Origin of the sequence: Mediterraneibacter sp. 210702-DFI.3.120 (assembly GCF_020561005.1) — a bacterium.
Taxonomy (GTDB): domain Bacteria; phylum Bacillota; class Clostridia; order Lachnospirales; family Lachnospiraceae; genus Mediterraneibacter; species Mediterraneibacter faecis.
On the sequence record NZ_JAJCNG010000009.1, the window covers coordinates 76,317 to 90,859 of the forward strand.

14 protein-coding genes are annotated in these 14,543 nt (G+C 41.5%); 3 read left to right on the forward strand and 11 right to left on the reverse strand.

Annotated features, from left to right (window positions below):
• Nucleotides 1–4: 4 nt before the first annotated feature.
• From LI162_RS06630 to LI162_RS06670, 9 genes are all read right to left on the reverse strand, one after another.
• Entirely contained in the window at nucleotides 5–472 is a 468-nt protein-coding gene (locus LI162_RS06630; protein WP_020435645.1) for a molybdopterin-binding protein, read from the reverse strand.
• A 300-nt stretch (nucleotides 473–772) separates the two neighbouring features.
• On the reverse strand, nucleotides 773–1,033 hold the full coding sequence (locus LI162_RS06635) for an HPr family phosphocarrier protein (RefSeq protein ID WP_015529770.1): 261 nt from the start codon (nucleotides 1,031–1,033) through the stop codon (nucleotides 773–775).
• Nucleotides 1,034–1,060: 27 nt separating this feature from the next.
• A complete protein-coding gene (locus tag LI162_RS06640) occupies nucleotides 1,061–1,390 on the reverse strand; it encodes a PTS sugar transporter subunit IIB (RefSeq protein ID WP_227156118.1) in 330 nt (109 codons plus the stop codon).
• A gap of 138 nt (nucleotides 1,391–1,528) precedes the next feature.
• Nucleotides 1,529–3,451, reverse strand: coding sequence for a BglG family transcription antiterminator (locus tag LI162_RS06645; RefSeq protein ID WP_227156119.1), 1,923 nt, complete (start codon nucleotides 3,449–3,451; stop codon nucleotides 1,529–1,531).
• A 56-nt stretch (nucleotides 3,452–3,507) separates the two neighbouring features.
• Nucleotides 3,508–4,980: a stage IV sporulation protein A gene (spoIVA, locus tag LI162_RS06650; protein WP_227156121.1), complete on the reverse strand. Its 1,473-nt coding sequence runs from the start codon at nucleotides 4,978–4,980 to the stop codon at nucleotides 3,508–3,510.
• Between the two features lie 85 nt (nucleotides 4,981–5,065).
• A complete protein-coding gene (locus tag LI162_RS06655) occupies nucleotides 5,066–6,079 on the reverse strand; it encodes an NAD(P)H-dependent glycerol-3-phosphate dehydrogenase (RefSeq protein ID WP_020435649.1) in 1,014 nt (337 codons plus the stop codon).
• Between the two features lie 26 nt (nucleotides 6,080–6,105).
• A complete protein-coding gene (plsY, locus tag LI162_RS06660; protein ID WP_015529766.1) occupies nucleotides 6,106–6,756 on the reverse strand; it encodes a glycerol-3-phosphate 1-O-acyltransferase PlsY in 651 nt (216 codons plus the stop codon).
• A gap of 1 nt (nucleotide 6,757) precedes the next feature.
• A complete protein-coding gene (gene der, locus LI162_RS06665) occupies nucleotides 6,758–8,086 on the reverse strand; it encodes a ribosome biogenesis GTPase Der (protein WP_055148103.1) in 1,329 nt (442 codons plus the stop codon).
• A gap of 49 nt (nucleotides 8,087–8,135) precedes the next feature.
• Nucleotides 8,136–9,515, reverse strand: coding sequence for a DUF512 domain-containing protein (locus tag LI162_RS06670; protein ID WP_196020401.1), 1,380 nt, complete (start codon nucleotides 9,513–9,515; stop codon nucleotides 8,136–8,138).
• A gap of 321 nt (nucleotides 9,516–9,836) precedes the next feature.
• On the opposite strand from LI162_RS06670, the gene LI162_RS06675 reads away from it, so the two are divergent.
• From LI162_RS06675 to LI162_RS06685, 3 genes are all read left to right on the forward strand, one after another.
• The gene (locus LI162_RS06675; protein WP_015529763.1) at nucleotides 9,837–10,838 is read left to right on the forward strand and encodes an ABC transporter substrate-binding protein; all 1,002 of its coding nucleotides are present in this window, start codon (nucleotides 9,837–9,839) and stop codon (nucleotides 10,836–10,838) included.
• A 217-nt stretch (nucleotides 10,839–11,055) separates the two neighbouring features.
• Nucleotides 11,056–11,994: an ABC transporter permease gene (locus LI162_RS06680; RefSeq protein WP_015529762.1), complete on the forward strand. Its 939-nt coding sequence runs from the start codon at nucleotides 11,056–11,058 to the stop codon at nucleotides 11,992–11,994.
• A gap of 8 nt (nucleotides 11,995–12,002) precedes the next feature.
• The gene (locus LI162_RS06685; RefSeq protein WP_181982381.1) at nucleotides 12,003–12,797 is read left to right on the forward strand and encodes an ABC transporter ATP-binding protein; all 795 of its coding nucleotides are present in this window, start codon (nucleotides 12,003–12,005) and stop codon (nucleotides 12,795–12,797) included.
• A gap of 193 nt (nucleotides 12,798–12,990) precedes the next feature.
• On the opposite strand, the gene LI162_RS06690 is transcribed toward LI162_RS06685, so the two are convergent.
• Together LI162_RS06690 and LI162_RS06695 are read right to left on the reverse strand one after the other, a co-directional pair.
• Entirely contained in the window at nucleotides 12,991–13,242 is a 252-nt protein-coding gene (locus tag LI162_RS06690; RefSeq protein WP_226875704.1) for a hypothetical protein, read from the reverse strand.
• A gap of 271 nt (nucleotides 13,243–13,513) precedes the next feature.
• Complete coding sequence (locus LI162_RS06695) at nucleotides 13,514–14,539, reverse strand: glycosyltransferase family 2 protein (protein WP_020435656.1); 1,026 nt, start codon at nucleotides 14,537–14,539, stop codon at nucleotides 13,514–13,516.
• Between the last annotated feature and the right edge of the window lie 4 nt (nucleotides 14,540–14,543).

Sequence of the window (14,543 nt, forward strand, 5' to 3'; positions counted from 1 at the left end):
GTTTTTATCTTAATGAAAAAGTATCTACCACCTGTACCACTTCTGGAAGTATATATTCCAGATCTTCCTTTGCCATCTTGGCACTCTCCGGCAAATTGATCATCAATGTCTTCTTTCTGATTCCAGCCTCTGAACGATCCAGAATCACTTTCTTTGTATGACGAAGATTATAAGCCCTGAGTGCTTCCGGAATACCTGGAAGCAGACGGTCTGCTGTCTCCCTCACAGCATCCGGCGCACAATGCTTCTCCAGGAATCCAACTGCTCCGGTTGTCAGAACCAGTTCAACCATTCCCGCATCTGCCAGCTTACAGAGCACTGTTTTCAGCATTTCTTTATCCTCTGGAAATGCTTTTGCTGCCCGGACTTCAATCCCAACCTGCTCCAGCATTCTTTTGAGTGATGCTGCCGCTGCCACATCCGCTTTTGCTTTATATGCCCCTGTATCTAATGATAAAATAACCGCTCTCATCTTCTGTCTGCCCCTTTCTTAATTCTACTATGATCTCCACTCGTACTTTCTCATTATACAGAACAATAAACTTTTGTGCAACTAGAACAAAGAATGTGCCTCGGCACATTCTTGCGCCTGCGGCGGTCGCTTGCAACGCCTACATTATACGCCGCAGTGCGCATCCTAAGCGGAGCGTTTTCAATAAAAACAAAAAGATGTCCTGACAGATCTTTCTTCCGGAGGGCTAATCCTTATTATCGATCTATTAAAACATCTTTTCTTAACTAGAAATTAAATGAGTATATGTATGACTTTCTCTTACAGATTTGCTTTGAAGAACTCTTCCATCTTAGCTGCTGCAGCTTCTTCGTTCTCACCTTCAACTGTTACTTCAACTTCCATACCTTTTTTGATACCCATAGCCATGATAGCCATCAGTCTTGTAGCGTCAGCTGTTTTTCCGTTTCCGGCGATTGTAACCTTAACTCCCTCAAGAGCTTTTGCTTCTTTTGCAAGCATTCCTGCCGGTCTTGCGTGGATTCCTTCGTTGTCCTGTACTACATAAGTAAATTTTGCCATGATACATTCTCCTATCTTTAATTTATTTTATTTATCACCTATTTGTCCAGACAGGTCTGGAAATGCCTGCTCCAGTACAGCCTTCGCATCCATTGCTCCGAAACGCTCCGGATCAATCCTGTCTATGCGGATGCCTTTGGACTCATACTGTTCTTTCAGGCTTTCGAACCGATGTCCCAGCTGCGGACCAAGCAGCAGAACATCTGTCTGACCTGTGTAACCCTGAAATGCACGTTCCGACATCGCTATGACTGCGATTTCAAGATTCTCATTCCGAATCAGCCGTTTCATCTTATTCACTAAGAGGCTCGTTGAAATACCTGCCATACAGATCAATGTTAGATGTCGCATCGTCATTTCCTTTCCTGTCCCTCGACTGACCTTAATTTAACATATATTTTTAAAAAGCTCCACTCAAAAAATGACCACAATCAATGTGGTCACTTTTGAATCACTGAACATATAATCACATTCATCAAGGAGATTAAATACATTTTATTCTTCTGCTCTGCGCAATAACTGGATCAACCTGTCATAATCCGGATGACGAATCAGATTCTGCACATCTGCCGGACGAAGGATCAGATCTGTCGTTGCCTCATAGAACTGCTGCAGATTCTCATCCTCTTCCCTTCCGATCGCCGTCAAAAATACGACCTGCACCTTCTGCCGGAACCAGAATATCGGTTCTTTCAGAACTGCCACTGCAACAAAAGCACGTTCCTGGAAGGCACGCTCCGGGTGTGGAAGTGCCACCAGATTACCATAATCTGTTGGTGTAAGTTCCTCTCTCTTCAAAACAGATGCAGTGAATGTCTCCGGAAGTCCCTTCTCCTGCTCAACCTTCCGGCACAGGTTCTTCAGAACCTCATCCTTCGTCTTTCCTTCCACATCCGTAAAAAATAATTCCTTCTTAAAATATTTCTGCAGAAAGTCCTTACTCTCTCTTGCAAAAAGCTTTCTCACCCTGTCAATGTCATTGTCCTGCAGAAAGGAACCAATCTCCAAAATCGGTACCGGTACATAAGAAGAGATATGTACCGTTGTAAATACATAATCCACTTTTTCAAACGGAAAGTTCTCCAGTTCATAAAGATTACATACATAAATCTTTTCAATATACTCTTTAAATTCTCTGCTGTACTTATATCTGAGAATTTCTGAACTCGTCTTCCCAGATGCACATACGATCAGAATTGAAAACTTCTTCTGTTCATTCTCCTGCTGCTCCAGAGCCAGTTCAAGAACCTCTGCGAGTCCGGCAATCTCATCTTCTGAAATCGACTGCTGAAAATATTCCCCCAGTGCAATTGCCGCCTGGGACGCCATCGTATAAGAAAGCACATAATTCTTACGGATCTCTTCCAGCATCGGGTTTCGCAGGATCATATGATATTTCATACGAAGGACAAACGGAACCATATGTCGGTTCAGCTCCATACGCAGATGAAAATCATTCCTGAAATCAACATGGAATTCCCTGTAGATCATCTCCAGCATCTCAGTAATAAGACGGTCGATCTCGCTTTGCATCACGAAATTTTCCTGTTCTGTCTCACTGTCGATATAAACCTTCCCCACAAGCTGCAGTGTCAGATAATTCTTCTCATCCTGAGAAAAATGAATCTGATAATGCGTGCCCACCAGCTCTGTCAGTTCTTCCACAAACTGCTTCTCTTTTCTTCCAAGCATATCCGCTGCCTGCGGTTCAACATATTTCTCCTGACGTATCCTTCGCATCGCCACATAAATATGTTCCACAAAGTCATTGTAAGCAATCTCAGAAAGTTCGATTTCATATTTTTTCAGACACTGATAGACCATTTTCCCCAGCGTCTCGATCTCATCCGTCTGATGCCGTCTTCCGATTCCTTCCAGACTGTCCTGCTTTACAAAGACATCCACCATACACTGACGAAGATTAAATTCACTGCCTTCCACACGGATACCATATCCCGGCTTCTTATGAACTGTAATACCATACTTCTGATAAGTTTCCTCAACCTGCCGGAGTGTATGCGTCAGCGTCCCCTTAGAAATATAAAGGAAATCACACAACTCCTCTGACTTGATATATTCCGTTCTGTTCAGAAGATATGCAAGGAGAAAATGTACTCTCTCCTGATTATTCGACGGAATCACCGGATCTTCATTCTCCTTCGGATTCAGCAGTCCTTCGATACCTTCCGGCTGTCTTGGATCCAAATAATATCCGTACCTGGACTTTGATAAAATCTGGATTCCTTTCTTCTCAAGCTCCGGATTCAGTTCCTTGATCCTGACTCTTACCGTCTTCACGCCAATTCCAAGCTGACCGGCCAGTTCACTCGCAGTCACATGTTCTGTTTTACACAATAATTCAAGAATCTTTCTCTGTTGGTGATTCAGCAACACTGAATTCCTCGCTTTCTTTTGCATATTTTACTTACTGTTTATCTTATCATATTTTCCTGTAAAAAAAAAGCTCACGATCACTATATAATAATGCAGACCAGACCACCATTGCTATCGTTTACGATCTTCTGCATAGAATCCTGCAGTTTTACCTGACTTTCTTCGTTGATCAGCGTAATCTTATTACGCATACCATCCATCACAAGATCTTCAATTGATTTGCCGAAAATATTTGTTCCCCAGACGCCTTGTGGACCTTCGCTCTCTTTTTTAATATATGCAACAAGGTCTTCTGCCTGTTTCTCACTTCCCACGATCGGTGCGATCTCCGTTTCTATATTCGCACGAATCATATGGATCGATGGTGCCTCGGAACGGATCTTTACTCCATATCTGCTTCCCTGCTTGATGATTACCGGCTCATCCAGGTGAATCTCTTCTTTCTTCGGGCTGACTACTCCGTAGCCTTTCATCTTCACATCCGCAAATGCATCCTTGATCTGACTGAATTCTTCTTTGATAGAAGAAAGCTCTTTCATCAGAGAAATCAATTCATACTCACTGCGGATCTGAGTTCCTGTCAACTCACTCAACACTTCATAATAATACTTCTGGCAGAAAGAAATCCGCAATATAACCTTGCCTGTGTCCATCTCTACCTGATCCAACAGGATCTGGTCTATGTATGGACTTTCTGTCCTCCAGTCTTTTCCGGAGACACTTCGCAGATCCGACATCTGAGCCATAATTTTCTTCACATTCTCAATCAGATCTTTCTTGATTCTGTGATCGCATGACAACATTTCCACCCATTTCGGAATATAAAATTCTATTTCCGTGACAGGAAATTCATACAGTACCTGGCGCATCATTTCATAAATGTCGTCTTCCTTGAGCTGTTCACAATTCACCGGATAAACAGGTGCTGCATATTTCTCCTCAAGAGCTGATTTCAGACGTTCTGTCTCTTTCGAATATGGTTTCTGGCAATTTAATAAAATAAGAAATGGCTTCCCGATCTGTCGAAGTTCTTTCACTGTCCGCTCTTCTGCTGCCACATAGTTTTCTCTTGGCAGATCTGTCACACTTCCATCTGTAGTCACAACAAATCCAATCGTCGCATGATCGTGTATCACCTTTTGTGTTCCGATCTCGGCTGCCTTTGTAAATGGTATCTCATAGTCATACCATGGCGTCTTCACCTGACGCTCCTGCCCATTCTCGGTATGGCCATTCGCCCCATCCACCATGAACCCAACACAGTCTGCCAGCCGGATCTTCACCTCTATGTCATCTGAAAGCTTTACATCCGCTGCTTCTTTTGGAACAAACTTGGGTTCTGTTGTCATGATCGTAGTTCCCGATGCTGCCTGAGGAAGTTCATCTTGTGTACGCTGCTTTACATGCTCTTCCTTAAGATTCGGCAAAATCAAAAGCTCCGCAAAACGCCTGATGAACGTTGACTTGCCTGTCCGAACCGGTCCCACAACTCCGATGTAGATTTCTCCGTTTGTCCGTGCTTTCATATCCTTGTATACCTGAAATGAATCCATAAAAATACCCCCTTGTTCTGCTGATACCAATGTATGCAGCCAGACAAAGGGGTATGACTTTTAATTTTATATTCGTTTCGTTCTCTTATTCTTCCCAAAGAAGAGAAGAGTTCTCAATCTTAGACTCGCGAAGCATCAGATCATCTACTGCCTGTTTTGGATCCTTTCCTTCAAAAAGAACCTTGTTGATCTCATCTACGATCGGCATTGGAACTTCATATTTCTGTGCAAGCTTTGCAGCTGCTTTCGCAGAATAGACACCTTCAACAACCATGTTTACTTCCTTCATAGCCTCTTCCATAGACTTACCCTGTCCCATTAAGTAACCAGCTTTACGATTACGGCTATGAACACTGGCACAAGTAACGATCAGATCACCGATTCCGGTAAGTCCACAAAAGCTCTCGAACTTGCCGCCCATCTTCACGCCAAGTCTTCCGATTTCAACAATACCACGTGTAATCAGAGCAGCCTTCGTATTATCTCCATAGCCGAGACCATCTGCAATTCCTGCCGCAAGTGCGATGACATTCTTAAGAGAACCTCCAAGCTCGATTCCAAGCATGTCAGGACTTGTATACACACGGAATACTTTACTGTTAAATGCAGACTGCAAGTACTCTGCTGTCTTTTTTGTCTTTGCACCGATCACGCAGGATGTTGGAAGCTTTCTTCCTACTTCTTCTGCATGTGTCGGTCCACTGAGCACTGCTACATCTGCCTGCGGAATCTCCTGGCTGATCTGCTGAGACAGCGTCATCAGTGTATCTTCCTCGATTCCCTTCGCTACATCAACGATCATCTGCCCATCAACAACATACGGCTTCATCTTTGCCGCTGTACTCCTTGTAAAGATAGAAGGAACTGCAAGAACTAAAAAATCTTTTCCTTTAATAGCCTCTTCCATCTCATTTGTGATCATAATCTCTTCTGAAATATGGACACCCGGAAGTTTTGATACATGCTCCCGCTTCTCGCTCAACATCTCCACTTCTTTCGGATCGATCGACCAGACAGTTACATCATGTCCATTATCATGAAGAAGGATTGCCAGGGCTGTTCCCCAGCTTCCTGCCCCAAGAACTCCTACTTTTGCCATATCATCTCTCCTTTTCTTCGCTTCTTTTATTTCTTTGAACCGAATTTATTCTCTGTTCCATTCAACAGACGTTTAATATTGGCGCGGTGTCTGTACCATGCAAGTGCTGTAAGTAAGAACGTGATCACATATAACTCATATACCGCACCCTTCGCCATATCAAACCATCCAAGCTGTCCGAAGATCACCATCTGGATAAAAAACACTGCATAAGCAAGCAATGAACCAAGGGAAACATATCTTGTCACAAGCACCGGCACAAGAAAGAATGCCAGTGTGACAAAAAACAGGATGGAACTGTACGGCAGATGCCAGAAACAGTTGCTTACCACAAGTGCTGCCATAACAGCGATTCCCTTCCCACCTTTAAAATTCATATAAAATGGGAAGTTATGTCCCAAAGTAACTCCTGCTCCTGCATACATCATCAGAAGCGGAAGAATATTACTTCCATGGTATATTGCACGGACAATGAGCACTGCTGCAAAACACTTCAACACATCTCCTGCGAATGTCATAAGTCCTGCTTTTAATCCCATAACACGCAGTGCATTCGTCGAACCAGAATTTCCGCTTCCTGCTTTTCTTATATCAATATGATGCATCTTTCCGACCAGATAACCGCTCTGCAGAAGTCCGCAGGCATATCCGATCACCAGACAGATAATACGTTCCATTCTACTGATCCTTTTCCTTTCTCTCACGGATGAAGAACTTCAGTGAAGTTCCTCTGAAGCCAAATGCCTCTCGGATCTTATTCTCAAGATATCTTGTATAGGAGAAATGCATCAGCTCCTTGTCATTTACAAAGATAACAAATGTCGGTGGCTTAACAGCAACCTGTGTAATATAATAGAGTTTTAATCTCTTACCTTTATCTGACGGTGGCTGCTGCATAGCAACTGCCTCTGTCATGATCTCATTGAGAACTCCTGTCGCAATACGAAGTGTCTGGTTCTCAATGACCATATCGATCATATCATACAGTTTCGGAAGTCTCTGTCCTGTCAGTGCAGATACATACATGATCTCTGCATATGGCATATAAGAAAGTACCTGACGGATCTTTCCTTCGTATTCTTTCATTGTCTTATCATTCTTCTCAATGGCATCCCATTTATTAACGACAATGATAACTCCCTTTCCTCTTTCATGAGCGATTCCGGCAATCTTCGCATCCTGTTCTGTGACACCTTCTGTCGCATCGATCACCATAAGTACAACATCGGCACGCTCTACTGCACTTACAGTACGGATGATACTATAACGCTCCAGTTCTTCCTTGATCTTATTCTTTCTACGAAGACCTGCTGTGTCGATAAAAATGTATTCCTTTCCGTCATGCACGATCTCTGTATCAATCGCATCTCTTGTTGTACCTGCGATATTGGATACAATTACGCGGTTCTCACCAAGCAGACGGTTTACGATAGAGGATTTACCAACATTTGGTTTACCTACGATTGCGATACGCGGACGGTCGTCATCCTCTTCTGATGGATCCCACTCCGGGAAATGTGCTGCAACCGCATCAAGCATATCTCCAAGACCAAGTCTGGATGCTGCTGAGATCGGCACCGGATCTCCGATTCCGAGATTGTAGAATTCATAGACATCAGCCATATATTTATCAAAATTGTCAACCTTATTCACAACAAGGACAACCGGCTTACCGGAGCGGCGAAGCATATCCGCAACCTTAGAATCTGAATCCACAAGTCCCTGCTTTACATCTGTGATAAAGATAATAACATCTGCTGTGTCAATGGCGATCTGAGCCTGCTCTCTCATCTGGGAGAGAATGATATCACTGCTGTCCGGCTCAATACCACCTGTGTCGATCAGTGTGAACTCTCTGTCAAGCCAGTCAACATCTGCATAAATTCTGTCTCTTGTAACACCCGGTGTATCCTTAACGATGGAGATCATCTCTCCTGCCAGGACATTGAAAAGTGTTGATTTACCCACATTCGGGCGCCCTACAATGGCAACTACTGGTTTACTCATTCTATTCTTACCTTCCTGTTTTCTCTTATTTTCTCTTAAATAGTTTCTCTTAAGCCGTAGTGATCCTACGGTCTTTCATCTGATTCTCATCTATATCTGTGGGATTCGGACCTGCGACACCTAAAATAGCATCGATCAGATCCTGTCCGCTTGATTTTACAATATCTATAGGAACTTGTAAAGTATCTGATACTTCTTTCAATGTAAAGTCATCAAGGAAAATGTCCTCGTCCATCTTCAGCATATTGCATGGGATCAGAAGCCTGCTTCCAAGTGGCTGATCTTTTAACTGCTTCATCAGATCCTGTCCTGTGATCAGACCAGAGACTGTGATACGCTCTCCGAAGAAATCATTCCGGATACAATATGTGTGAACCTTAAGTCCCTCATACTTCTCCTCCATCTTCTTCGCCATACGCTCAAGATACGGATATGCAAGCTTTGCTGTTGCAAGAGAAATCTCTTCCTGATGTTCTCCGCTTTCCAGCTTCGCATAACCTTCTTCAAACTCATTAAATAAAAGACGAAGCATTCCAACTCCATTCTCCAGCTGAAGATATCCGTCATAACGTTCCTCTTCCGGAACTTCTTCCTCTGCCAGCAGATACCACTCATCTCCTGCATGAATAAAATGGATCCCGTATTCTGCGTAGACTTTCTTCTGCCACTTCTCAATCGTGCGAATGACTTTCTTTGCCTCTTCCTTTGTAAATGGCTCTAATGGATACAATCCATCTCGATACTTGGAAAGTCCAACCGGCACAACCGACACACTGCGTAAAAGCGGCAGATACTGCGTCAGGTCACGGATACTACGTTCCAACTCTTCCCCGTCATTCACTCCACGGCAAAGAACAATCTGTCCGTTCATCTCAATGCCGCCCTGATACAGAATATCAACTTTCTTCAAAGCCTCCCCTGCAAAACGGTTATGAAGCATCTTACAACGAAGCTCCGGATTCGTCGTCTGGAACGAAATATTGATCGGTTCCAGTCTATAGCGGACAATACGATTCATATCCTTCTCACTCATATTTGTCAGTGTGACATAGTTTCCCTGAAGGAATGACAGTCTGGAATCATCATCCTTAAAATACAGCGTATCACGCATCCCCGGCGGCATCTGATCGATAAAGCAGAAAATACATTTATTATGGCAGGAATGATACTCATCCATCAGTCCCTTACCGAAATCAATTCCCAGATCCTCATCAACATCTTTCTCAATTTCAAGCTCCCATTCTTCCCCGTTCGCTTTTCGGATCACAACAAGCAGCTCCTCAGATTCCACATAAAACTGATAGTCAAAAATATCCTCGATCACCTGACCGTCAATCTCCAGCAGAACATCTCCCGGTTCAATCCCCAGCTCTTCCGCAATGCTTCCTGGCCTCACACTTTCTATGATGTGTTCGTGCTTTTTCTTCATCTATAAAAATAAACTCCTTTATTCAATTCCATAAAAATCCTTCTGTTAATTTCTTTGCAGCAAAAATCCCCATATTATAGAAGAAAGACTTTCATGATTCTTAATTTTATACCATATCTTATAATATCACAATTTTCCAGACGAATAAAGCATTGTTTTTTTGCAACATTTTTTCAACAATCTTGCATTTTTGTTCCATTTTCACTTGACGTATCAAATAATCGTGCTATAATTTAACACATGACATCTTACAGTTTAGTGCTTTAAAGCGTAACGGTTTAAAGCGTAGATTGTATGAATCGAAAAAGGGAGGACACAATCATGAAATCTAAGAAAATTTTAGCAGTACTTATGGCTGCCGGAATGACACTTTCACTTGCAGCATGCGGAAGTTCATCCGACTCTACAGATAAGAGCGCAGACAACGGATCCGATTCAGGAAAGACTTATAAGATCGGTATCTTACAGCAGTTAGAGCATGCTGCTCTTGACGAAGCAACAAAAGGATTTGAAGATGCCTGTACAGAAAAGTTCGGAGAAGGCAATGTCAAATTCGACCTTCAGAACGGCCAGGGCGAGCAGGCTAACTGTGCTACAATCGCAAATAACTTCGTAGCGGATAATGTGGATCTGATTCTTGCAAATGCAACAACAGCACTCCAGTGTGCAAGCGCAGCAACAAGTGATATCCCGATTCTCGGAACATCTGTTACAGACTATGCTACAGCACTTGATATCTCTGACTGGACAGGAACAACAGGAATGAATATTTCCGGAACAAGCGATCTTGCACCGATTGATGAGCAGGAGGCAATGCTCAAAGAACTCATTCCTGATGCTAAAACAGTCGGACTTCTCTACTGCTCCGCTGAACCGAACTCAGCATATCAGGCAAAGCTTTTCGCTGAAGCATTAGAGAAAGATGGAATCGCATACAAAGAGTACACAGCTGCTGATTCTAATGAGATTCAGTCTGTTGTAACAAATGCAGTTTCCGAATGTGATGCACTTTACATTCCTACAGATAACACAATGGCTTCAAACACAGAAATCATCAATAACATCTGTCTGCCGGCTAAGGTTCCTGTAATCGCCGGTGAGCAGGGAATCTGTAAAGGATGCGGTATTGCAACACTTTCTATCAGCTACTACGATATCGGATACAAAGCCGGTGAGATGGCTTACGACATCCTTGTAAACGGTGCTGACATTACTACAATGAAGATTGAAAGTGCCCCGAATGTAACAAAGATGTACAATCCTACCATCTGTGAGGAACTTGGAATTACTATTCCAGACGGATATGAGGCAATCGAAGAATAAGATTCTTCCATTCAGCCGGAACATATTAATCAGAAGATATTAAACAGAACATATTTTTCTCAAGAGCGGGCTTCATCCAAATGAATGGTCGCTCTTGATTCTAGTTACTGTTCACTCCGTTCACAGCAACTTGGTCAAAATTCATTCCAAATCACCTTCGGTGATGGAATTATCTATTTATATGAAACAATAAAAAGAAAGATTAGAGGGATAAATCATGGCAGCATATTTCGCAGCCCTTGATCCAATGACTCTGGTACGTGCTCTCCCGGGCAACGTGGCCCAGGGCATTATCTGGGGAATTATGGCACTCGGTGTTTACATTACATTTCGTATACTTGACTTTGCGGATCTGACCGTAGACGGTTCACTTGCAACCGGCGGTGCAGTCGCAGTTATGCTCATCCGCGCAGGTGTGAATCCTGCACTTGCACTTGTCTTTGCATTTCTTGCAGGTATGGCAGCAGGATTTGTAACAGGAGTTTTACATACATTTTTCGGAATTCCGGGAATTCTGGCAAGTATTCTGACACAGATCGGACTTTACTCTGTAAACCTTGGCATTATGGGAAAATCCAACCAGGCGGTCAATGTCATGCAGTACAAACTGGTTGCTTCTCTTCGTTATGTAACCGGAGAAGGCAACTGGATCTTCTTCCTGAAATTAATCCTTGCAGCACTGATCCTGATCGCACTCTGCTACTGGTTCTTCGGAACAGAACTCGGTGCATCCATCCGTGCGACAGGATGTAACGAACAGATGGCTCGTGCTCAGGGCATCAACACAGGATTCAACAAAGTTCTTGCACTTATGATCTCCAACGGTCTTGTAGGACTTTGCGGTGGAATCTACGCACAGTACCAGGGCGCAGCTGATGTCAATATGGGACGTGGCGCGATCGTTATCGGACTTGCAGCCGTCATCATCAGCGAAGTGATCTTCGGAAAATTCTGTGCACACAGAAAAGCAGCTTTTGCCTTCACACTCGGTGCAGTCTTCATCGGAGCAATCCTTTACTACCTTGTAATCGCATTAGTACTCTGGCTGAAGATGCCATCTGATTATATGAAACTGTTCTCAGCTGTAGTTGTTGCATGCTTCCTTGCAGTTCCTTATATGAAAGATACTTACTTCAAGAAAGGACGGGCAAAATAATGGGATACATGTTAGAAATCAAAGATATTTATAAAACATTTAACGCCGGTACGATCAATGAAAAACGTGCCCTCAACGGAGTTAACCTCAACTTAAATCCCGGAGATTTCGTTACGATCATCGGTGGAAATGGTGCTGGAAAATCAACAACACTGAATGCGATTGCAGGTGTATGGGGAATCGATAAAGGAAATATCATCATCGACGGTACTGACATCACAAAACTTTCTGAACATAAACGTGCACTCTTCCTTGGCCGTGTGTTCCAGGATCCTATGACAGGAACTGCAGCAACAATGTCTATTGAAGAAAATATGGCCATTGCTGCACGCCGCGGTCAGAAAAGAGGCCTTGGCTGGGGCGTTACAAAGAAAGAACGTGAACACTATAGAGAAGCGTTAAAAGAACTTGATCTTGGACTTGAAGACCGCTTAAGCAGTAAGGTTGGTCTCCTCTCCGGCGGACAGCGTCAGGCGATCACACTTCTGATGGCTTCCCTTAAAAAGCCGAAACTTCTGCTCCTTGATGAGCATACGGCCGCTCTTGATCCAAAGACTGCTGCAAAAGTACTTGCACTCTCCGACAAGATCATCAGTGAAAATAACCTGACAGCCATGATGGTAACACATAACATGAAAGACGCCATTGCACACGGCAACCGCCTGATCATGATGCACGAAGGAAGAGTCATCTACGATATATCCGGTGAAGAAAAGAAAAACCTTAAGGTATCTGACCTTCTTGCAAAATTCGAAGAAGTCAGCGGCGGAGAATTCGCAAATGACCGTATGATGTTAAGTTAATCGTCTGCGTTATAATTATGCCATCTTCATAATAAACTTTTATATGTAATAGAGACCGGGTCTTTCTGAGTCCCGGTCTCTATTACATATATTTTCTTTATACTCTGTATAAATACACACCTATGCTCGTAACTTAATAAGCAAAAAAGGGACTCTGTTAGTCTGGTGTACCCTCGAAACTTAATTCTCAGACTCATCGCTTTTTGATAACACAAGGATTACCAATAACAACACTATCACTTGGAACATCTTTCATAACAACTGCGCCTGCTCCTATTTTCACATTATCACCAATTATAGGTAATTGTTCACTATTTATATTTTTTCCAATCGTTACACCTTGCCATATAGACAAATTTTTTCCTATTTTCTCTGCATTAATTACAATACCATGTCCATGATAACAAACTAACCCACCTTTTATTTCACATCTTCCGATTTCCATATCTTTTTTTAGCGGAAAAAGAAATCTTAAAATTATTGAATATAAAATACAATTCTTCTTTAATCGAAAATCTAAAACGTTCCTGAAACATTTATCAAATAAAATCACCTCTGAAAATGTCAAGTATCTATTTGCGTGTTTTTTATTATCATATGCAAATCTTCCAATATGTCTCTTTTATTTTTGCAATGCAAAATAAAGAAATATATTATTCCCGTCCGTGGTAAGTTTAATAATACAAATATTTTCTTCACTAAATGTTTCCTTGTTCCTACTTTTTTATACGGAATACTATCATAAGTGCAAAAACTAATTTCTTCTTTATGAAAAAATTCACTATACGTTTAGTAATTTGAATTTTTTTGTCATCAAAATTCAATATAATATCTTGAACAGTTTCATCACTGCAAATAGCTTTAATATTTTTTCTAATTTTGATTTTTTTTGAATTTAACAATACTTCTTGCTTTATACAATAGCGCACTCTTCCTAAAAAGGCTTTATACAATCTTTGAATAAATTCATCTTTTTCAAAAATTTTCTCTAACTCGCTAATTTCTTTTTTCATTAACCGTTTTTCCATTATAAAACGATTCGGATTGTATTTTTTAGTCAATGAAGAACCATTATCACAATAATGATAGTTAGCTGTATTTTCAATAGCAATATGCTTTGTTAAAGGTATATAGTGTATATGAAAAATGATATCTTCAGATATATATTCTCTTTCAGAAGGAAAAATTATGTGATTATTTCTAATAATATCCAAAGAATATAATCCTTTCCAAACCGACATTCCGATTTCAACATCTCCAGGTTGACTCTGCTGTGATCCTATCATTCCCAATAATACTTCTTTTACTTCTTCCCCTAAATAGTTATTTTTCTTATATAATTCTCTGGCTATAGTATCTCTTCCATCTACAGAAGTATTATAATATCGGCAAAAACAAGTATCTGCATTATTTTTCTTTAATTTGTCATATAATCTTTCAATCATTTGGGATTCAATATAATCATCTGAATCAACAAACAATACATATTTTCCTTGTGCAATTTTTAATCCAGAATTCCTTGCCATACCAAGTCCTTCATTTTTTTTATGAATAACTTTTATTCTATTATCTTTTGAAGAATAAAATTCACATTTTTCACCACTATCATCTGTTGATCCATCATCTATCAAAATAATCTCAATATTTTGATATGATTGATCTAACAATGACTTCATACATCTATCCAAATATTTAGCTACATTATATATTGGCACAATAATACTTATTAATTCCTCTTTCATATCT